Below are 19,680 nucleotides of genomic sequence, written 5' to 3'. Positions count from 1 at the left end.
CGAGGTGATTACTCCTCGAGCTTGAGGACGGCCATGAACGCTTCTTGCGGCAGCTCAACGCGGCCGACGCGCTTCATTCGTTCCTTGCCGGCCTTCTGCTTCTCGAGCAGCTTGCGCTTGCGGGTGATGTCACCGCCGTAGCACTTTGCGAGCACGTTCTTTCGCTGGGCGCTCACCGTCTCGCGTGCGACGATCTTGCCGCCAATCGCGGCCTGGATCGGCACGTCGAACATCTGCCGCGGGATCAGCTCTTTCAATTTTTCGGTGAGCGCACGTCCGCGGGCGGCTGCCTTCTCCCGCGCGACGATGAACGAGAGCGCGTCGACCGGTTCGGCGTTGAGCAAGATTTCGAGCTTGACCAAATCGCCTTCGCGATAGCCGATCACCTCGTAGTCGAGCGAGGCGTAACCCTTCGTGCGCGATTTGAGCTGATCGAAGTAGTCCACGATCACTTCGATGAGCGGCATCTCGAAGGTCAAGATCACCCGCCCGTCGTGGAGGTATTCCATGTTGAGCAGCGAGCCGCGCCGTGAGATCGTGATATCCATGATCGAGCCGACGTAATCCGGCGGCGTAATGATCGTCGCTTTCACGAACGGTTCCTCGATGGTCTCGATCACGTTGCTCACCGGCAGCTTGGATGGGTTGTCGATCATTTCTACCGTGCCGTCGGTCCGGGTCACGCGAAAGACCACTGACGGCGAGGTCGCGATCAGGTCGATGCTAAAGTCGCGCTCGAGGCGCTCTTGCACGATCTCCATGTGCAAGAGGCCCAAAAAGCCACAACGGAAACCGAACCCGAGGGCTACCGACGTTTCCGGCTCGTACGAGAGCGCGGCGTCGTTGAGTTTCATTTTTTCGAGCGCGTCGCGCAGATCTCCGTACTCCGCGCCTTCGTTCGGATAGAGGCCGCAGTAGACCATCGGCACGGCTTTGCGATAGCCTGCCAGCGCCACGTGCGCCGGTTTGGCCGCCTCGGTGAGCGTGTCGCCGACGTCGATGTCACCCAGAGACTTGATGTTCGCGATCACGTAGCCGACACTGCCCAGCGTGAGCGTCTTCGTCGGCACCATCTGCGGGCTAAAGACGCCGACTTCGGTACACTCGTAGACTTTTTGATGCGCCATCGACATAAAGCGGCTTCCCGCCTTCAGCTCCCCGTCGACGACCCGCACGTACGAGACGACGCCGCGATAGGTGTCGAACTGCGCGTTGAACACGAGACCACGCAAAAGATCGCGATGACCTTTGGGCGGCGGAATACGGCTGACGATTGCTTCGAGGATCTCGTCGATGCCGACGCCGTTCTTGGCGCTGGCAAGGATGCACTCGCTGCGCTCGATGATCAGCAGCTCCTCGACCTCGCCCATCACGCGCTCCGGATCCGCCGCCGGCAGATCGATTTTATTGATCACCGGAATGATCGTGAGGTCATGCTCGAGCGCGAGGTGATAGTTCGCCAGCGTCTGTGCCTCGATACCCTGGGCCGCGTCGATGATCAGCAAGGCGCCCTCGCACGCGGCCAGCGAGCGAGAGACTTCATACGAAAAATCCACATGACCCGGCGTGTCGATCAGGTTGAGCTGATACGTCTCGCCGTTGCGCGCCTTGTAGTTCAGCGTGACGGGATGCATGCGAATCGTGATCCCGCGCTCGCGCTCCAGATCCATCGCGTCGAGCGCCTGCTCTTCCATGTCGCGGGCGGCGACCGTGCGGGTCAATTCGAGGAGGCGATCGGAGAGCGTCGTTTTCCCGTGATCGATGTGCGCGATGATACAAAAATTGCGGACATTCGCCGCAATTTCGATCCGATGGGGATTTTCGGCTTTGATGCTCATCCTAGAAGTAGCAAGCGCTGTACACCGCTCGCTGGAGAATCGGCACGATCACAAAGTTGATCAGGACGATCAGCACGAGAAACGCCATGTCGAGACCGCCGAGCGGCGGTATGATTCGACGAATCGGCGCAAGCACCGGCTCGACCACCGCGGCAAGGTAGCGCACCCATGGTCCGCGCAGATCCGGGATCCACGACAAGATGGCATAGACGAAGAGCAGCACCGAGTAGGCGCGAAAGACCCAGACGATCAGTTGATCGAGTTGGCACATGAACACGATGTTCCAGCTTCTACGGTAGCTTGGCTAAGACATTTGCCGGTACGCCGTGGAGATACGGCGTCGGATTGACCGGCGAGCCATCGTACATGATCTGGTAGTGCAGGTGTGGTCCGGTTGCAAAGCCCGTCGCGCCGACCAGGCCGATCGCTTCGCCCTTATACACGTGCGTCCCGACGGAAACGAGGACGCGCGAGAGGTGTGCGTACCAGGTGTGGTACCCGTTGCCGTGATCGATGTCGATCTTGATGCCGTATCCGCCGTCGTAGCCGTTGGCGACCACGACGCCGGCCGCCGCCGCGTGAACCGTCGTGCCGTAATCCGCGCCTAAATCCACGCCGGGATGGAACTCGACGTCGGGATAGGTGCGATAGCAATAGCAACCGATGATCGGTGCGTCACCGACGGGATTGATCGACGGAATCGCCGCGATCATCTGCGCCCGCGCCAGATCGCGGATGTGGCGGATGTTGAGCACGCGCATCGCCAGCGTCCGGTCCGCGTCGGACTCGTGGGCGAGCGCGTCGCTCTCGGCGCTCAGGATACGCATGCGCGCCGCCGCCGCCTGCAGCGTGGCTCCTCTCACCCAGGACGTTTTTCTGCGCACCGGCGCAGACGGCGGCGCGCCGATCAGCTGACGGATCTCGGTATTTTGCCGCTGCACGTGCTGCAGCGCTTTGCACAACGTCTCGGTCTGCCGGTCGATCTGCCGGAGCGTTGCCTGCTGCGCCGCGGCCTGCGCGGCCAAGTGCGCAACCTGCATGCGCGCGTGCACGACCTCGGCAAACGCGAAACCGATTGATCCGAGGATCACGAGCGCAAGCGCGCTCAACACCGCGGCGACATGCCGGCGCCGTATTTGAAAGCGATGAACCGTCTCGCCCCGTTCGGGGACGATTTTCACATAATATCGATCGGTTATCATGCCTGCGCTGATCGCGCCCGTTCGATCGCACGAAGTTCTTCTTCCGAAGCGTTGACTGCCGGTTTGTATCCGTGAACGGCTTTGCCGTACGTGCGTGTGTCGGTACGCGAATAGATACTCGAGATCACGACGCCGTCTCCCTCACGATTGAGCAGAGCCAGCGCGTAGGAGAGTTCCGAACCGGTATCCTCAAAGGCGTCGTAGCGGACGAACCCGACCCGCGAGAGGTCCGTACGAGCCAGGCCTTCGAGTTCGCTTACCTGCTGGACGACCCTTTTGAGGGTCGCCTGTTCGGCTCCCAGGGTCCCTTCGGTATCCGCCAGCGCATGGGCGCGGCGCAGCGCCGGCGCGACGACGGCCAGATGATAGATGATGAGCGCGGCCAGGGCCGCGGCGAAGGCTGCGAGCGCAGCGTAGATCGTCAATGTCGGCATAGCACAGTACGGAGTCGGAGCAGCACAATAAGGAACCACGACGAGGGCTGAGGTATTTCACGGCACCCGTAAGGACTCGCTTACCGTTGCTACCTTCCGGTCCTGGCGGGGTTCACAAGGTTACGCCGCGTGAAGCCCAACCCCCATCATGGCCCCGCCATGATACCATAGGGCCTCGGCCGCCGTTGCCGAGGAGGTCACACGCGTGAACGCCCTGCTTGCCTTGGTGCTTTTCAGTGCAACGTTCGCTTCGGGAGCAACCGTTCCGCAAGCGATGATCGCATTGCCCTGCGGCGGGTCCAACCTCTCGCCGCAGCTTCGGTGGAGCGGCGTTCCATCCGGCACGCGCAGTCTTGCGCTCGTTCTCCACGATCCCGACGCGCCGCATCCCGGCGGCTTCTATCATTGGGTCGTCTACGATCTCCCGCCCCGCAGCGGCGAACTCGCGGCCGCGGCGCCGATTCCTGCATCGCGCTCGGGCCGCAACGACTCCGGCAGCATCGGCTACTTCGGCCCCTGCCCGCCGCCCGGCAAGCTCCATCACTACCACCTGACCCTCTATGCCCTCGACGTAGCGGTACGCAGCATGCAGCCGTTGGACGCGGAAGAACTCCAGCAACGAATGCGCGGGCACATTCTCGCCCAAACCGAATTGGTTGCCGTGCTGCAACGAACGAGGAGAGACTGACCGATGGAAGACGTCACGATCAAAGTCCGCGAAAATGGCCCGTATCTGGTGACCGGCCGCGTGCGGTTGACCGATGCCGAGGGCACCGAGTACACGGTCGAAGAGAACTTCGTCTTGTGCCGCTGCGGCGGATCGGCGAACAAGCCGTTCTGCGACGGCACGCACCGCACCAACGGCTTCGAAGCCATGCAGCGCGCCCCGCAATAGGAGTAATCAATGCCCTCGTACGTTCGCGCCGGCTCCCTCCCTCACAAGCGCCACATCCAATTTCGGCGCCCCGACGGCGGACTCTACGCGGAGGAGCTCTTCTCCACCAAGGGCTTCGAAAGCGTCTATTCGCTGCTCTACCATCTGCGGCCGCCGACCGCCACGCTCGAAGTGCGCCAGTGGGACCGCCCCGCCTCGCACTTCGTGCCGAACGAACCGCTCCGCAATCGTCACTTCAAGACGGCGCGCGTGCACACCGGCGGCGACGCGATCGAATCGCGCCGCCCGGTTTTGGGCAACGACGACATCACGATCGCGATCGCGCAGGCCGATCGCCCGATGGAGTATTGGTATCGGAATACCGGCGGCGACGAGTTGCTCTTCATCCACGAAGGTGCGGGCGTGATCGAGACGCCCTTCGGCGAGCTTGCATTTCGCGCCCACGACTACGTGGTGATTCCGACCGGCACCACCTACCGCGTGCTGCCCGCATCGCCGGCGCGAATACTCGTGCACGAGTCACGCGGCATGGTGACGATCCCACGCCGCTACCGCAATGAGTTCGGTCAGCTCGAAGAACACGCTCCCTATTACGAGCGCGACTTTCGCGCACCGGTGCTCAAGGCACCCGTCGATGCGCGCGGCGAGTACGAGGTGCGCGTGAGCAACGCCGGGCGCCACGCGATCTACGTCGTGCAGAATCACCCGTGCGACGTCGTCGGTTGGGACGGCTATTGCTATCCGTACGCGTTCAATCTCGAAGAGTTCGCGCCGATCACCGGCAAGCTGCATCAGCCGCCGCCGGCGCACGCGACGTTCGAGGCGCCCGGAGCCGCATTCTGCGCGTTCGTGCCGCGCCTCTTCGACTATCATCCGCTGGCGATTCCCGTTCCGTACAATCACTCGAGCGTCGATTGCGACGAAGTGATCTTCTACGTGAGCGGCAACTTCATGAGCCGGCGCGGCGTCGAAGCGGGATCGGTCACGCTGCACGCCGCGGGTGCGCCGCACGGGCCGCAGCCGGGAGCCGTCGAGGCGAGCCTCGGCGCCAAGTCGACCGACGAGATCGCGGTCATGGTCGACACCTTCAAACCGCTGCATCTCGCGCCGTCGGCGCTCGAGGTCGAAGACGAGCAGTACTACCGCTCTTGGGTGGAAGAACCCGCTCCGACGCGTTAACGGGCCGGTCGAATCATTCCCCGCGCCCTGCCGAAGCCGATGCGAAACTCGCCTTGTTCGCACCAGCCGCGCAGCGTAATCTCGTCGCCGTCCTGAAGGAACCCGCGCACCTCGCCGTCCGGAAGGTGGATCGGCTTGGTGGCGTTCCACGTCAACTCGATCAGGCTGCCTTGGGATTCCGGCTCGCTCCCGCTGATCGTTCCCGACGCGTACAAATCGCCGGGCCGGATCTGCGTTCCGTTCGACGTAATGTGCGCAAGCTGTTGTGCGATGCTCCAGTAGAGCGTCTTGAAGTTCGTACGCGCGAGCGTGACCGGCGCGGTACCGCGTGCGCGCATCTGCGCCGTCGAAAGATCGATTACGAGCTTGATGTCGTATGCCGAACGCTCGGACCCCCGCAAGTAGTTCAGCGGTGCCGGATCTTGCGGCGGACCGAGCGTCCGAAAGGGCTCGAGCGCATCGAGCGTGACAATCCAGGGCGAGATCGTCGTTGCGAACGATTTTCCGAGAAACGGTCCGAGCGGCTGATATTCCCATGCCTGAATATCGCGTGCGCTCCAATCGTTCACCAGCACCAGACCGAAGACGTGCTCGCGCGCTCGCCCGATCGGGATCGGTTCGCCCAGCCGATTTCCCGGACCGGTGACGAAACCGACCTCGAGTTCGATGTCCAGACGCTGGCTCGGCCCGAACGCCGGAACGTCACTGCCCGCAGGTTTGCGCTGGCCGTTCGGACGCACGATCGGCGTATCGTCGATCACGATCGTGCTCGCCCGTCCATGGTAGCCTACCGGAAGATGACGCCAATTCGGCAGCAGCGGATCCGTGTTCGGGCGAAAGAGCTTCCCCAAATTCGTCGCGTGTTCCAGCGATGAGTAGAAGTCGACGTAATCCCCGATCTCGATCGGCACGAGCATACGCGCGTCGCGCTGCTCGACGAAAAATGCGTCCGGATTTCGGTCGCGTAGTGCGGCGTTGCCGCGATCGTCGCCGCGAAGCAAGGCCGCCAGGTGCAGACGCAGCCGCTTCCAAACCGGCGGGCCGGCGGCGAGGAACGGATTGAGCCGCGGCGCGGTCAGCAGTTCGGGTTCGCAGATGCCCTCGACCAGGCCCGAATCCGCGAGCGCGTGCAGATCGAGAATCTGCGTGCCGATCGCGACACCGAGATGGGCACGCCCGCCGCGCTCGAAGGCGCCGTAGGGCAGGTTGTAGATCGTGAAGTCGCTCCCCGGCGGAACGGGAATCCACGAATCGATGTGCGGCACCTTCGAAGCCTAGCCGGGCGGCAAGATTTCGAGCGCGCGCAGATCCTCGACCGGCTCGGTGAAGCTGCAACTGCCGTATCCGACGAAACGCGTGCTGCGCATCACCGCCAGTTCGCCCGCGCCGATCTCCTGATCGCGCCAACGCAGCGAGCTTCCCAACTCGAATGCGTCGGGGTCCTCTTCGCCCACGATTGCCTCGAGGGTGGAACGGTCGACGTGCGGTGCGAAGGCGGCCGCAGCGAGCAGGTTGAGGAAGCCGTGCATGCTCACGCCGATCTCGCGGTTGAAGTGCCGTACCGGGTGATGCAGGCCGGCCGTCGCCTTGAAGCGGGTCCCGGCCTCCTGGGTCGCAACGAGAAACGCGGCAACGTCGGCAATACTCGGATAGGCCTCCGGTTCGACTCCGCCGCAGCGAAGTTTGGCCCCGAGGCGCCACGCGGCTAGCGCCTCCATCGCGTTCGTGAGTTCTTCGGTGCCGGCGCCGCGCGGCAGTTCGACGTAGGACGGCAGCTCGCGCAAGCCGGCGCGCTTTGCCCGCGCCGCGCACTCCGCGATCGTCAGGTCCCCCAGCGGCACCTCGAGCGCTGCGATCTCGGCCCAGTTCTCGTTACGCGCTTCCGCCACGAGCTCGAACGCCTCGGGCGCGGCGATCACCGAAAGTGCGACCCGTTCGCGCCCGGCGAGAAGGTCGCGGATCTCCGCCAACCGCGAGACCGGAATCACGAACCGGCCGAGCATCCACGCCTGCGCGCCGGCGCGCGCCCGGTCGTATTCTTCTAAGGCCTCCTCCACCGCAAGCAGCGCCGGGGGAAAGAGCCCGGCGTAGTCGATGAGGTGCTCGAAGGCGGCGCGAACCGCGTGGGTCGGGACGGTCGTAGTCATCGTTTTCTCTTTCGACAGGGCCCCTCCCGACGCTTCGCCAAGCCCTGCCATCATGAGCACGAGCACCGAAGCGCGCAGTAATCCGCTGGCGAGAATCGACTGGGACTACGTCGAGTTTTACGTCGGCAACGCAAAGCAGGCCGCTCACTACTATATGTCGGCGTTCGGCTTCGATCAAGTCGCGTACGCCGGTCCTGAAACCGGCATCAAAGACCGCTGCAGCTACGTGCTCGAACAAAACGCGCTCCGCTTCGTGATCACGGCCAGCCTGCGCAGCGACGGCGAGATCGCCCAACACGTGCTGCTTCACGGCGACGGCGTCAAGGACGTCGCGATTTTGGTGGAAGACGTCCGCGCTGCGTATGCTCGCGCGATCGCCGGCGGCGCGAAATCGCTCGCCGCTCCGGCCGAATCCTCGGATGCGAGCGGACGCATCGTGCGCGCGACGATTGCCGCCTACGGCGATACCGTGCACACATTCGTGCAGCGCGACGGATATCGGGGCGCCTTCATGCCGGGCTATGTCGAAGCGCGCCGGAGTCTCCCGGGCAGCAAGAAGCCCGGTTTGCGGTTCATCGACCATTGCGTCGGCAACGTCGGGTGGGGAGAAATGGACGCTTGGGGCGATTTTTACGCCAACGTCTTCGGCTTCTCGCAGCTCGTCTCGTTCGACGATAAGGATATCTCGACCGAATACACCGCGCTCAAGTCCAAGGTGATGACCGATCCGCGCCATCAAGTGAAGTTCCCGATCAACGAACCGGCGCACGGCAAGAAGAAATCGCAGATCGAGGAGTATCTCGAATTCTATAAAGGCTCGGGCGTGCAGCACATCGCGATCCGCACCGACGACATCGTGGCGACGATCGACGCGCTGCGCTACAACGGGGTCGAGTTCTTGGACACGCCCGATAGCTATTACGAGCTTCTCGGCGAGCGCGTGGGAACGATCGACGAATCGCTCGACGTGCTGCGCCAACGCCGGATCCTGGTCGATCGCGACGATCTCGGGTACATGCTTCAAATCTTCACCAAACCGCTTCAGGACCGGCCCACGGTGTTCTTCGAGATCATCCAGCGCAAGGGCAGCCTCTCGTTCGGGAAGGGCAATTTCAAGGCGCTCTTCGTGTCGATCGAAAAAGAACAGGAGAAGCGCGGAACCTTGTAAGAAAGAGAACCCCAGTCACACTCTGGCACTGGGAGGTTCTCTCATGTCCGATCTTTCATTTCAGCAACGGTTGGACGCTCTCGAACGCAAAACGACGTCCCTGCGGCGCATGTTGATTCTCATGGTGGTCCTCTTTGCACTCGCCGCAACGATCGCCACCACGCAGGCGCAGCAAAAGGACCTCACCTTTTCCGATGCAGCCGGCAACGTGCGCGTCCGCATCGATGCCCAAGGCTTTCATCTCTTCGACGCCAAGGGCACCACGCAGCTCGTCCTAGGTCCTTCTTCGGCGGAAACTCCGGTTCTCGCTTTTTACGACGAAACCGGCGCACAGCGCATGTGGGTCGGCTATCACAACAATCCCTACATCGACATGGCCGGCGCCAACGGCAAAGACCTCATCGAGATCGCCGCCAGCGACTATCCGAGCGAAAAAATTTACGACTCATCCAACACCGAGCGGCTGTATCTGGGCATGAGCAGCGGGAACGGTGATCTGCTGCGCATGTTTGCCAAGGACGGCCATGAGGTGGTGGATCTCGGACAGACCGATCAGGAAGACGGTCTGCTGCGAATGTTCGCGACGACCTCGCAACAGGTGGTCAGCCTCGAAGGACAAGCCACGCCCTTTCTCCAGTTCAACCAGTCAGACGGCAAAGAACGCGGCGTGATCGGCGTCTCGGGTACCGGCGGCTCGCTGCTCAAGCTCTTCGACAACAACGGAACCGAGCGCGTCTACGCGGGCGAATACACCGATGGTACGAGCGGCTTTACGAACTACAACGCGACCGGCGCGGTCACGTGGAGATCGCCGTAGACGACGCATGCCGGGGATTGGGACTGCGGTCAACGAAGCTTCGGGGTCCTATGCCGGCCCTGCTCAGCCCGAACATTCCCGTCGACGCGGTCATGCTCGAGTCGCGCGCGGCCTCGCTTGCGAAACGGTCGATCAAAACCTCCGCCAAGCTCGAGGGTATCACGCTCGCGATCCGCTGCATCGATCTCACCACGCTCGAAGGGAAGGATTCCAACGGGCGCGTTCGCTCGCTCTGCGCGAAAGCGGTGAACCCGCGGCCGGGCTGGCCCAACGTTCCGAGCGTCGCCGCGGTCTGCGTTTACCCGAATCTGGTTCCCGCCGCCAAAGACGCGCTGCGCGGCACCTCGGTCAAAGTTGCTTCGGTTGCAACCGCGTTTCCGAGCGGACTCTCGAATCTCGAGGTCAAGCTCGCCGACGCCGCCGCGGCGCTCGCAGCCGGCGCGGACGAGATCGACATGGTGATCGATCGGGGCGCATTTCTCTCCGGCGACGAGCGCGCGGTCTTCGAAGAGATCGCCGCGGTCAAGCAGCTCTGCGGCGACGCGCATCTCAAAGTCATTCTTGAGACGGGCGAACTCGGGACCTACGACAACACCCGCCGCGCAAGCGATCTCGCACTGGAAGCAGGCGCAGACGTGATCAAGACCTCGACCGGAAAGGCCGGCACCAACGCGACCTTCCCCACGGCGCTGGTGATGTGCGAGGCAATTCGCGATTTCGCGCGCCGCACGGGCGAACGGCGCGGCCTCAAAGTCGCGGGCGGCGTGCGCACGACCAAACAAGCTCTGACCTATCTGGTCATCGTCAAAGAGACGCTCGGCGATACGTGGTTGGGACCGGACCGATTTCGTATCGGCGCGAGCGCGTTGCTCGACGATTTGCTGATGCAACTGGAAAAAGAAGAAACGGGTCACTACGCGGGAACCGACTACATACCAAAGGACTAGGAGCCTGGCAAGAGGATGGCGATCTTCGATTACGCGCCGGCGCCCGAAAGCGTGCGGCCACAGATTCGCGAAGACTACGGGCTGTTCATCGACGGACGCTGGACGCCGCCCGCGAGCGAGACGTATTTCGATACCGTCAATCCGGCAAGCGAGACCACCCTCGCTCGCGTCGCCTACGCGAATGACGCCGACGTCGACCGTGCGGTTCGCGCCGCGCGCAAGGCGTACGATAAATACTGGCGCAAGCTCAAGAACGCCGACCGGGCAAAGTACATCTATCGCATCGCGCGGTCGATCACCGAGCGCTCACGCGAACTTGCGGTCCTCGAAACGATGGACGGCGGCAAGCCGATCAAGGAGTCGCGTGACTTCGACGTCCCGACTTCGGCGGCGCACTTCTTCTATTATGCGGGCTGGGCCGACAAGCTCGAGTGGGTGATGCGCGCCGGTCGCGAGCCGCAATCGCTCGGCGTCTGCGGCCAGATCGTGCCGTGGAATTTTCCGCTCCTGATGGCGGCGTGGAAACTCGCGCCCGCGCTTGCCTGCGGCAACACCGTCGTGCTCAAGCCTGCCGAGACCACACCCTTGACCGCGCTCGCCCTCGCGCAGATCATCGAAGAAGCCGATCTTCCGCCCGGCGTGGTCAACGTCGTGACCGGTGACGGCGCGACCGGAGCGGCGCTGGTCGAACATCCCGACGTGGACAAAATCGCCTTCACCGGGTCCACCGAAGTCGGCAAGGCGATCGCGCGACGCTTGAGCGGAAGCGACAAGCGCCTCACGCTCGAACTCGGCGGCAAGGCGGCCCACATCGTCTTCGCCGACGCCCCGATGGACCAGGCGATCGAAGGCGTGGTCAACGGAATCTATTTCAATCAAGGTCACGTCTGCTGCGCCGGCTCGCGGCTGCTCGTCGAGGAACGGGTGCACGACGAGATCGTCGTGCGGTTGACCGAGCGGCTGCAGACGCTGCGCTTGGGCGATCCGCTCGATAAGAATACCGATATCGGTGCGATCAACTCGCGCGCGCAGCTCGATAAGATCGAAGAACTGGTGCGCAGCGGCGTCGAGCAGGGAGCGACGCTCGTCCAGCAGCAGTGCGACCTGCCGGCGCGCGGATTTTTCTTTCCGGCCTCCTTTTTCACCAACGTGCACCAATCGCATCGCATCGCGCGCGAGGAAATCTTCGGCCCCGTGCTCTCGATTCTCACCTTCCGCACGCCCGACGAGGCGGTCGAGAAGGCGAACAATACGCCGTACGGGCTCTCGGCGGGCGTCTGGACCGACAAGGGAAGCAAGAACATGTGGGTGGCACAGCGCCTGCGTGCGGGCGTGGTGTGGTGTAACACCTTCAACCAATTCGATCCCAGTTCGCCCTTCGGCGGGTTCCGCGAATCCGGATTCGGCCGCGAAGGCGGCGTCCACGGGCTCTACGAGTACCTGGCCCACCACTAAGAGCTCTGGGACGATGCTCGGCGAACGCGACCTTCGGCTCCTCGACGATCTGCTCTCGCGTTCTCCGCTCGCAATCATCGCGTGGGATGCCGGCTATCGCATAACCTACTGGTCGGCACGCGCGGCCGACATGTTCGGCTACAGTTGGTCGGAGGTCGTCGGAAAGACGATCGACGACTTCGATTTCGTCGCACCTGCCGACAAACCGATCGTGCGGGAAGTCCAGCAGCGGCTCGACGGGCTCGATACGATCCGCACGCTCGTCAACGTCAACCGCAATCATCGCGCAAACGGAGAGATTCGTACCTGCCGCTGGACGACGTTCGCCGTACAGGACAGCAGCACGTACCATGCGCTTTCGTACGCGGAGGATCTCACCGACGCCCTCTCCGCGCAAAACGCGCTCGCCGAAAGCGAAGAACGCTTCCGTTCGCTTTTCGAGAACAACCCCGCCGGCATCATCGAGGTCGGCCGCGACGGCATCATCCTCGATATCAACGAGGCGACGATGCGCACCGGCGGCTTCGAGCGCGAAGCCGTGATCGGCCGGCACTTCGACGAGTTCCTTCCCGAGCGCGAGCATTATCGCGCGGCTGCGGCGTTCAATCGCGCGTTGGACGGCGAGCCGGTCACGATCACCGTCGAGTCGGTGCGTGCCGACCGCACGCCCTACGAATTGGAAGTCACGCTGATCCCGCAATACAAAGACGGTGAACGCGTCGGCATCTACGGCGTCCTGCAGGACATCACCGAGCGCCGGGCGGCCGAACGCCGCGCCGAGATGCAAAGCCTGCGCATCCGGAACTTGTATTTCATTGCAGCGAGCGGCGACTACCCCGACGTTCGCATGCGCGCCTCGCTCGAAATGGGCTGCCATGCGTGCGATCTCACCCTCGGCGCCGTCGTCGAGATCGCGCGCGGCGGCCCGCGCATCGAGGCCGTCTACCGCGAACCGGGCGCGGATACGATCTCCGACGATGCGATCAACGTCATGGCGCAGGAAGTTGCCGCGCTTCCCGGCGCCGCGATTCCCGTGCCGTTCCGCAACGGGATCGCGATGCGGCTCGACGTCGCGGGTGACCCTTACGGCGCGCTCGTCTTCGCGGATCCGCACGGCGCGATTCGCGAGTTCTCCTCGACCGACGCCGACCTGCTGGGATTGATCGCAACGCTCATCGCGGGAACGATCGATCGCAGCCGCCAGCGGGCGCGCCTGCGCGCGATGGCGTACTTCGACGCCCTCACCGGGTTGCCCAACCGCGTTTTTCTCGCCGAAAAACTGCGGGACGCGATCGAGGTAGCGCAGTCGCGGCTGGGCCGCGTCGCCGTGCTCTTCCTCGATTTGGACCGCTTCAAAGACGTGAACGACACGCTCGGACATGCGCGCGGCGACCGGCTACTGCAAATGGTGGCGCAACGTTTGGTCAAGGAGCTCGGCGACGATGCGACGATCGCCCGCATGGGCGGCGACGAGTTCGTCGTGCTCATGACCGATTGCCGCGACGCGGACCACGTGCGCGACGTCGGCGAGCGCATCATCGCGATCGTCAGCGAACCGTTTTCGCTCGACGAATACGAACAGTACATTTCGACCAGTATCGGCGTCGCCGTCTATCCCGAGGACGGTCGCGACGACCAGACCTTGATCAAGAACGCGGACATCGCCATGTACCGCGCCAAGGACCGCGGGCGCAACGGCTACTATTTTTACAATCCCACGCTCGAAGCGCCGATTCACATGCGCCTCTCGCAGGAGAAACTCTTGCGGCGCGCGCTCGAGTACGATCAATTCGTCGTCTACTATCAGCCGCAGCTCGATCTGCGTACCGGCGAGGTGGTTAGCGTCGAAGCGCTGGTGCGCTGGAACCATCCCAAGAGCGGCTTGATCGAACCCTCGCACTTCATTCCCAGCGCCGAGATTTCGGGATTGATCGTACCGCTCGGCGATTGGGTGCTCGAAACCGCCGCCAAACAGGTTCATCTCTGGCGTGAAGAACTAGCGCCGCTGCGGCTGGCGGTCAATCTCTCCGGTCGCCAGTTCCATCAGCGCGATCTTCGCCGCCGGGTGCTGCACGCGATCGAGAGCGCGCATCTCGAACCGGAATTCTTGGAGGTGGAGATCACCGAGAGCGTCGCGATGTCGGACGCGGCGCAGACCGTCGGCATCGTGCGCGATCTCAAGGCACTGGGCATCAGGCTCGCGGTCGACGATTTCGGCACCGGCTACTCATCGCTCGCCTACCTGCGCCGGTTTTCGCTCGACGTCTTGAAGATCGATGGGTCGTTCGTGGTCGGCGTCGGGCACGAAGTTTTCGATGAAACGATCGTGAAGACGGTGATCGGCATGGCGCACAGCCTCGGCCTCGAGGTCGTTGCCGAAGGCGTCGAAACGCTGGGACAACTGGCATTCCTCACCGAAAACGGCTGCGACTTAGTCCAGGGCTACGCGATCGCACCGCCGCTCCCGGCGGCCGAGTTCGAAGAGTTCGTTCAGCGCCGGCGCGATGCGCGCGCCGTATCGGGGTAAAGGAACAAGCGATGATTTCGACGACACCGGGCTTGGACCGCCGCGCTCTCTCCGATTGGTATCGCCGAAATCGCGAGCGTTCGGCGCAGATCTTCGCGCTGGTCGATGAAAGCGCGTTCCTGCAGCGCCCGATCCCGCTGCGTCATCCCTTCATCTTTTACGAAGGACACTTGCCTGCGTTCAGTTTCCTCACGCTCAACGAGCGCGCACTCGGACAGACACCGCTCGACCCGGCGCTCGAACGTCTCTTCCAGCGCGGCATCGATCCTTCATCGCCGGACGCGGCGCGTTCGCACGAGCGGGAGGACTGGCCCTCCCGCGCGCAGGTCGAGCGCTTCGCCCGTGAATGCGATGAGCGCGTACTGGACGCGCTGGCCAACGCCACCCTCGTCGATCCCGCGGTTCCGCGGCTGCGGCGCGGCCAAGCGGCGTACACGATCCTCGAGCACGAGCCGATGCACCACGAAACGTTGCTCTACATCATCCATCAGCTCGACTATCGCTACAAAGGCCGCATCGCGCAGGAGCACCACGACCATGCACGCGCCGAGAATCCGATGCAAACCGTGTCCGCCGGAATCGCGCGGCTCGGTGCCGATCCCGACACGGCCGTTTTCGGTTGGGACAACGAATTTCCGGCGCACGAGGTCGCCGTTCCGCGTTTTGCAATGGCGCGCTATCCGGTGACCAACGGCGATTGGCTGCGCTTCGTCGCCGACGGCGGCCCGGTTCCACACTTCTGGATCGAGCGCGACGGCGAATTCTTCCTCCGTGGGGTTTTCGAAGAGCTACCGCTTCCGCGTTCCTGGCCGGTCTACGTCAGCCACGATCAAGCGCAGGCCTATGCGACATGGGTCGGAATGCGTCTGCCGACCGAAGCGGAGTTCCATCGCGCGGCGTACGGCACGCCCTATGGTGAAGAACGCAGCTATCCATGGGGTGACGCGCCGCCGGATTCGATGGACGGCAATTTCGACTTCGAACGGTTCGACCCCGAACCGGTGGACGCGCATCCGGCCGGTGCCAGCGCGTGGGAAATCGAGGACTTGATCGGAAATGGATGGGAATGGACTTCGACCGTTTTCGGACCGTTTCCGGGATTCGTGCCGATGGCTTCCTATCCCGAGTACTCGGCCGATTTCTTCGACGGCCGGCATTACGTCATGAAAGGCGCTTCGCCGGTCACGGCGCGAGAGTTGATTCGGCCTTCCTTCCGCAACTGGTTCTACGGCGACTATCCCTTCATGTACGCGAAGTTCCGCTGCGTCGCCTAATCGCGGTCCTTCTGCTCGCGGCGTGCACGCGGGCCGGCGTTTCGAACGTTTCGAACGCTTCGCTGACCATCGCCGTACCGATCGTCCCGAACACGCTCAACCCGATCCTCGCGACCGAGAACATCGAAGGCTTGGTAGACGATCTGCTCTTCGCCAAGCTGGTCACGCTCGACGCGCATCAACACCACGTTCCGGATCTGGCGGCGGTCGTTCCGAGTCTTGCCAACGGCGGCATCAGCCGCGACGGCCTCACGATCACCTACCGCCTCCGCAAGAACGCGAAGTGGACCGACGGTCAGCCGGTCACCAGCGCCGACGTCAAGTACACCTACGAGCAGATCATGAACCCGAACAACAACGTGGTCTCGCGCCACGGCTTCGACATGATCCGCTCTCTCGATACGCCCGATCCCTACACCGTCGTCCTCCACATGAAACGCGTCTTTCCGCCGATCGTCGATTATTTTTTCGGTGAGAGCGACGATCCGTACGACATTCTTCCCGCGCACGTGCTCGAACACGTCACCAACTTGAATACGGCACCGTTCAACGCCGAGCCCAGCGTAAGCGACGGACCGTACCGGTTCGCGCGCTGGGTTCGCGGCGACCGGATCGTGCTCACCGCGAACGACGACTACTTCGGCGGCGCGCCCACGATCCGAGAACTCGACATCAAACTGATCCCGGACTCGAACACGACGGCGGCACAGATGCGAACCGGTGAGTCGCAACTCGCGATCACGATGTCGGGCCCCTCCTATCACTCGCTCGAGAACGACCCCAACGTGAAACTGCTGCCCGTCGAGGCGCCGGTCTACGACGCGTTCATGTTCAACCTGGCGCACGCGCCGCTCGACGATAAGACGGTGCGCGTCGCGCTCGCGTACGCGACCGATCGCGCCTCGATCATGCACGACAACGAGTTTGGCGAGGCGAGCATCGGCGTCGGCGATCTCTCTCCCTTTTATTGGGCCTACGATCCGAACCTGAAAGCCCAGCCCTACGATCCCGCCAAGGCGAAGGCACTACTACAGGCCGACGGCTGGATTCCCGGTCCCGGCGGCATCCGCGCCAAGAACGGAACGAAGCTTTCGCTGCTCTTCGTGTACCCGCAGGGCAGCGACATCGCCCGCAACGTCATCGTGGAGATCCAGCAGATGTGGCGCGCCGTCGGCGTCGACATCCAACCGAAGAGCTATCCCTACGCATCGCTCTACGCTCCCGCGGCGGACGGCGGCGTGTTCTACGGCGGGAAGTTCGACGTTGGGTTCTACGCCTGGATCTCGGGCGGCGATCCCGACGATTCCTCGCAGTGGCTCAGCACCGAGATACCGCCGGCCGGCAACAACGTCGACCGCTATATCTCGCCCCAGATGGACGCTGCGCAGCGCCTCGCGCTCTCGACCTTCGACGTCGCGGTACGCAAGCGCGCGTCCGCGCAGATCGAACGGCTGCTCGTGAACGACGTGCCGGCGATCTTCCTCTTCTACCAAAAGCAGCGCTATGCGTTTACGCCGGCTCTGCGTAATTTCGAACCGAACGGCATCGGCGAGGCGTGGAACGCTTCGCAGTGGACGTTATCTTCCCCATAACCACTTCCTAAGGAGCCTCCGGTGACCACGACAACGAGAACCAAGGTTGCGGTGACCGTCGCGTACGGCGACGGCATCGGACCCGAAATCATGGACGCGACGCTGCGCATCATCGAGGCGGGCGGCGCCGCACTCGACGTCGAGCGCATCACGATCGGTGAATCGATCTACGAAAAGGGCTTGGACAGCGGAATCGAGCCGTCGGCATGGGAGTCGCTCCGGCGGACCAAGGTCTTTCTCAAGGCCCCGATCACGACGCCGCAAGGCGGCGGTTTCAAGAGCCTCAACGTGACCGTCCGCAAGACGCTGGGCATGTACGCCAACGTGCGGCCATGCGCCTCACTGTACCCATTCGTGGCAACGAAACATCCGAACATGGACATCGTGATCGTGCGCGAGAACGAGGAGGACGTGTACGGCGGCATCGAGCATCGCCAGACCAATCAGGTCGCGCAGTGCCTCAAACTGATCTCCCGGCCCGGCAGCAAGCGCATCATCCGTTACGCCTTCGAATACGCGCGCGCAAACAAGCGCCAAAAAGTCACGTGCTTCACCAAAGACAACATCATGAAGATCACGGACGGGCTGTTCCACCGGACGTTCGAAGAGATCGCCAAGGAATATCCGGAGATCGAACACGAGCACTGGATCGTCGACATCGGCGCGGCCAAGTTGGCGGACACGCCCGAAGCGTTCGACGTGATCGTGATGCCCAATCTCTACGGTGACGTGCTCTCCGACGTCGCCGCCCAGATCACCGGCTCGGTCGGTCTGGCGGGTTCGGCCAACATCGGCGATCACGGCTCGATGTTCGAAGCGATTCACGGTTCGGCGCCGCGCCGCGCCGGCCAGAACCTCGCCAATCCCTCCGGGTTGCTGCACGGCGCGATTCTCATGCTCGTGCACATCGCTCAGGCCGACGTCGCGGAGCGCGTGCACAATGCGTGGCTGCGCACCATCGAAGACGGGATCCACACCTACGACATCTACAAAGCGGGTGTCTCGAAAGAGAAGGTTGGAACCAAGGAGTTCGGCGACGCGGTCATCGCGCGACTCGGGCAAGCGCCGCAGCAACTCAAACGCGCGGAATACGCGAAGGACGTTCATATGAACCTCGCGATCCGGCCGGCCGGCAAACCGCCGATGAAGATTCGGGTCGGGGTGGATCTCTTCATCGACCGGCGCGACGGAAATCCGGACCAGATCGCCGCGTTGATGGAAAAGTTCAACGTCGCGGGCACCAAACTCACGGTGATCAGCAATCGCGGTACGAAGGTGTGGCCGAACGGCAATCCCGACACGTACTGGAGCGATCACTGGCAATGCCGTTTCGAAGCCGACGGCGACGATCTGTTCACGGCGGAGCACGTGATCCAACTGCTCGCAGCAGCCGATCGCGTGGGTCTGGACGTGATCAAGACCGAGGGGCTCTTCACCTTCAACGGCGAGCGCGGGTACTCGCTGGCGCAAGGTCAGTAGCAAGCAAGTGTAAGCCATGGCATTGCGCTCCGATAACCGGAGTACAGTGCCGCCGCTTCGCAGCTTCGCCGTTATTCTCGCATTCGTCTGTGCGCTCGCTCCGCTCGCCGCGCAGGCGGGCGGTCCTGCGCCCGCCGACGAGTATTTCGGCCCGTTCAAAGAGAGCGTGCTGGAGATCCGCAATCGCTTGGTCGCTTTCGAACGGGATACCAACCGCGACCTCGCGCGCAATCTGCGCGGCATCGATACCCTCGAAGTCACGATCGAGGATTGGTACCGGCACTATCCCGACGACCCGTGGATTCATGGGTTCGTCGACCGCCTGGTCCGAGTGTACCGGCGCGCGCACGCCGAGCGCGATCTGCGCTGCACGCGCGCACGGCGCATCGCAAGGTCGGCGCGCCGGTAGCGAGTAACCGGGCGGTATGAAGATCGCCCCTCTCTTCCTCCTCGCGCTGCCGCTGCTGGGCGCGGTCGCGCAGCGCCAGGTCGCGCCGCGCGAGACCTTCACCGCCGGCATCCTGCGGGTCGAACGGTTCGGCAATCCGGCGGGAGTACCGCTCGTCCTGATCCCGGCGCTCTTCTTTCGTTGTGACTGCCTTGCAACGCATCCTACGCTGCAACCGGCTCCGCACCGGTATCCGGGAGTCTTGAGAGCGCCAACTGCGCTCGCCGGCGGATCTCCAGCGCCGCGTTGACGTCCGCATGGGTCGAAAACCCGCAGCG

The 19,680-nt window shown here is 63.3% G+C and carries 19 protein-coding genes and 1 other RNA gene; 13 read left to right on the top strand and 7 right to left on the bottom strand.

The window, feature by feature from the left end; translation table 11 throughout:
* Nucleotides 1–8 precede the first annotated feature (8 nt).
* The 5 genes from lepA to ffs form a co-directional block, all read right to left on the bottom strand.
* Nucleotides 9–1,838: a translation elongation factor 4 gene (lepA, locus tag VMF11_14035; GenBank protein ID HTU71425.1), complete on the bottom strand. Its 1,830-nt coding sequence runs from the start codon at nucleotides 1,836–1,838 to the stop codon at nucleotides 9–11.
* A 1-nt stretch (nucleotide 1,839) separates the two neighbouring features.
* A complete protein-coding gene (locus VMF11_14030) occupies nucleotides 1,840–2,109 on the bottom strand; it encodes a YggT family protein (protein ID HTU71424.1) in 270 nt (89 codons plus the stop codon).
* 19 nt (nucleotides 2,110–2,128) lie between these two features.
* Entirely contained in the window at nucleotides 2,129–3,040 is a 912-nt protein-coding gene (locus tag VMF11_14025) for a M23 family metallopeptidase (protein ID HTU71423.1), read from the bottom strand.
* Complete coding sequence (locus VMF11_14020) at nucleotides 3,037–3,474, bottom strand: DUF4446 family protein (GenBank protein ID HTU71422.1); 438 nt, start codon at nucleotides 3,472–3,474, stop codon at nucleotides 3,037–3,039. The genes VMF11_14025 and VMF11_14020 overlap by 4 nt, the downstream gene beginning before the upstream one ends.
* Nucleotides 3,475–3,517: 43 nt before the next feature.
* An RNA gene (ffs, locus tag VMF11_14015) (signal recognition particle sRNA small type) lies at nucleotides 3,518–3,616 on the bottom strand.
* Between the two features lie 63 nt (nucleotides 3,617–3,679).
* Here ffs and VMF11_14010 point away from each other — a divergent pair.
* Genes VMF11_14010 through VMF11_14000 form a run of 3 tightly spaced genes read left to right on the top strand, consistent with a single transcriptional unit; the run spans nucleotide 3,680 to nucleotide 5,548 of the window.
* On the top strand, nucleotides 3,680–4,162 hold the full coding sequence (locus tag VMF11_14010) for a YbhB/YbcL family Raf kinase inhibitor-like protein (protein ID HTU71421.1): 483 nt from the start codon (nucleotides 3,680–3,682) through the stop codon (nucleotides 4,160–4,162).
* Between the two features lie 3 nt (nucleotides 4,163–4,165).
* A complete protein-coding gene (locus VMF11_14005) occupies nucleotides 4,166–4,369 on the top strand; it encodes a CDGSH iron-sulfur domain-containing protein (protein ID HTU71420.1) in 204 nt (67 codons plus the stop codon).
* Between the two features lie 9 nt (nucleotides 4,370–4,378).
* A complete protein-coding gene (locus VMF11_14000) occupies nucleotides 4,379–5,548 on the top strand; it encodes a homogentisate 1,2-dioxygenase (GenBank protein HTU71419.1) in 1,170 nt (389 codons plus the stop codon).
* Here the strand turns inward: VMF11_14000 and fahA are convergent.
* Together fahA and VMF11_13990 are read right to left on the bottom strand one after the other, a co-directional pair.
* On the bottom strand, nucleotides 5,545–6,813 hold the full coding sequence (gene fahA, locus VMF11_13995; GenBank protein ID HTU71418.1) for a fumarylacetoacetase: 1,269 nt from the start codon (nucleotides 6,811–6,813) through the stop codon (nucleotides 5,545–5,547). The two genes, VMF11_14000 and fahA, sit on opposite strands and share 4 nt — an antisense overlap.
* Before the next feature lie 9 nt (nucleotides 6,814–6,822).
* A complete protein-coding gene (locus tag VMF11_13990) occupies nucleotides 6,823–7,695 on the bottom strand; it encodes a hypothetical protein (GenBank protein ID HTU71417.1) in 873 nt (290 codons plus the stop codon).
* A 52-nt stretch (nucleotides 7,696–7,747) separates the two neighbouring features.
* Here VMF11_13990 and hppD point away from each other — a divergent pair, with 52 nt between their 5' ends.
* The 10 genes from hppD to VMF11_13940 all read left to right on the top strand — a co-directional run bounded on the left by hppD (nucleotide 7,748) and on the right by VMF11_13940 (nucleotide 19,652).
* Nucleotides 7,748–8,863, top strand: a complete 1,116-nt coding sequence (gene hppD, locus VMF11_13985; protein HTU71416.1) for a 4-hydroxyphenylpyruvate dioxygenase — start codon at nucleotides 7,748–7,750, stop codon at nucleotides 8,861–8,863.
* A 43-nt stretch (nucleotides 8,864–8,906) separates the two neighbouring features.
* A complete protein-coding gene (locus VMF11_13980) occupies nucleotides 8,907–9,680 on the top strand; it encodes a hypothetical protein (protein ID HTU71415.1) in 774 nt (257 codons plus the stop codon).
* A 50-nt stretch (nucleotides 9,681–9,730) separates the two neighbouring features.
* Complete coding sequence (gene deoC, locus VMF11_13975) at nucleotides 9,731–10,627, top strand: deoxyribose-phosphate aldolase (GenBank protein HTU71414.1); 897 nt, start codon at nucleotides 9,731–9,733, stop codon at nucleotides 10,625–10,627.
* A gap of 15 nt (nucleotides 10,628–10,642) precedes the next feature.
* Nucleotides 10,643–12,082 carry an aldehyde dehydrogenase family protein gene (locus VMF11_13970; protein HTU71413.1) on the top strand — a complete coding sequence of 480 codons (1,440 nt, stop codon included), beginning with the start codon at nucleotides 10,643–10,645 and terminating at the stop codon, nucleotides 12,080–12,082.
* Between the two features lie 13 nt (nucleotides 12,083–12,095).
* Nucleotides 12,096–14,609 carry an EAL domain-containing protein gene (locus VMF11_13965; protein HTU71412.1) on the top strand — a complete coding sequence of 838 codons (2,514 nt, stop codon included), beginning with the start codon at nucleotides 12,096–12,098 and terminating at the stop codon, nucleotides 14,607–14,609.
* Between the two features lie 11 nt (nucleotides 14,610–14,620).
* Nucleotides 14,621–15,883, top strand: a complete 1,263-nt coding sequence (locus tag VMF11_13960; GenBank protein HTU71411.1) for an SUMF1/EgtB/PvdO family nonheme iron enzyme — start codon at nucleotides 14,621–14,623, stop codon at nucleotides 15,881–15,883.
* Between the two features lie 131 nt (nucleotides 15,884–16,014).
* Nucleotides 16,015–17,475, top strand: a complete 1,461-nt coding sequence (locus VMF11_13955; protein ID HTU71410.1) for an ABC transporter substrate-binding protein — start codon at nucleotides 16,015–16,017, stop codon at nucleotides 17,473–17,475.
* Between the two features lie 21 nt (nucleotides 17,476–17,496).
* Nucleotides 17,497–18,954, top strand: coding sequence for an NADP-dependent isocitrate dehydrogenase (locus VMF11_13950; GenBank protein HTU71409.1), 1,458 nt, complete (start codon nucleotides 17,497–17,499; stop codon nucleotides 18,952–18,954).
* A gap of 46 nt (nucleotides 18,955–19,000) precedes the next feature.
* Nucleotides 19,001–19,363: a hypothetical protein gene (locus VMF11_13945; GenBank protein ID HTU71408.1), complete on the top strand. Its 363-nt coding sequence runs from the start codon at nucleotides 19,001–19,003 to the stop codon at nucleotides 19,361–19,363.
* A gap of 16 nt (nucleotides 19,364–19,379) precedes the next feature.
* The gene (locus VMF11_13940; GenBank protein ID HTU71407.1) at nucleotides 19,380–19,652 is read left to right on the top strand and encodes a hypothetical protein; all 273 of its coding nucleotides are present in this window, start codon (nucleotides 19,380–19,382) and stop codon (nucleotides 19,650–19,652) included.
* Nucleotides 19,653–19,680 lie beyond the last annotated feature (28 nt).

It is taken from the genome of Candidatus Baltobacteraceae bacterium (genome assembly GCA_035502855.1).
Classification (GTDB): domain Bacteria; phylum Vulcanimicrobiota; class Vulcanimicrobiia; order Vulcanimicrobiales; family Vulcanimicrobiaceae; genus Aquilonibacter.
This window is presented reverse-complemented; position numbering and strand designations above follow the sequence as displayed.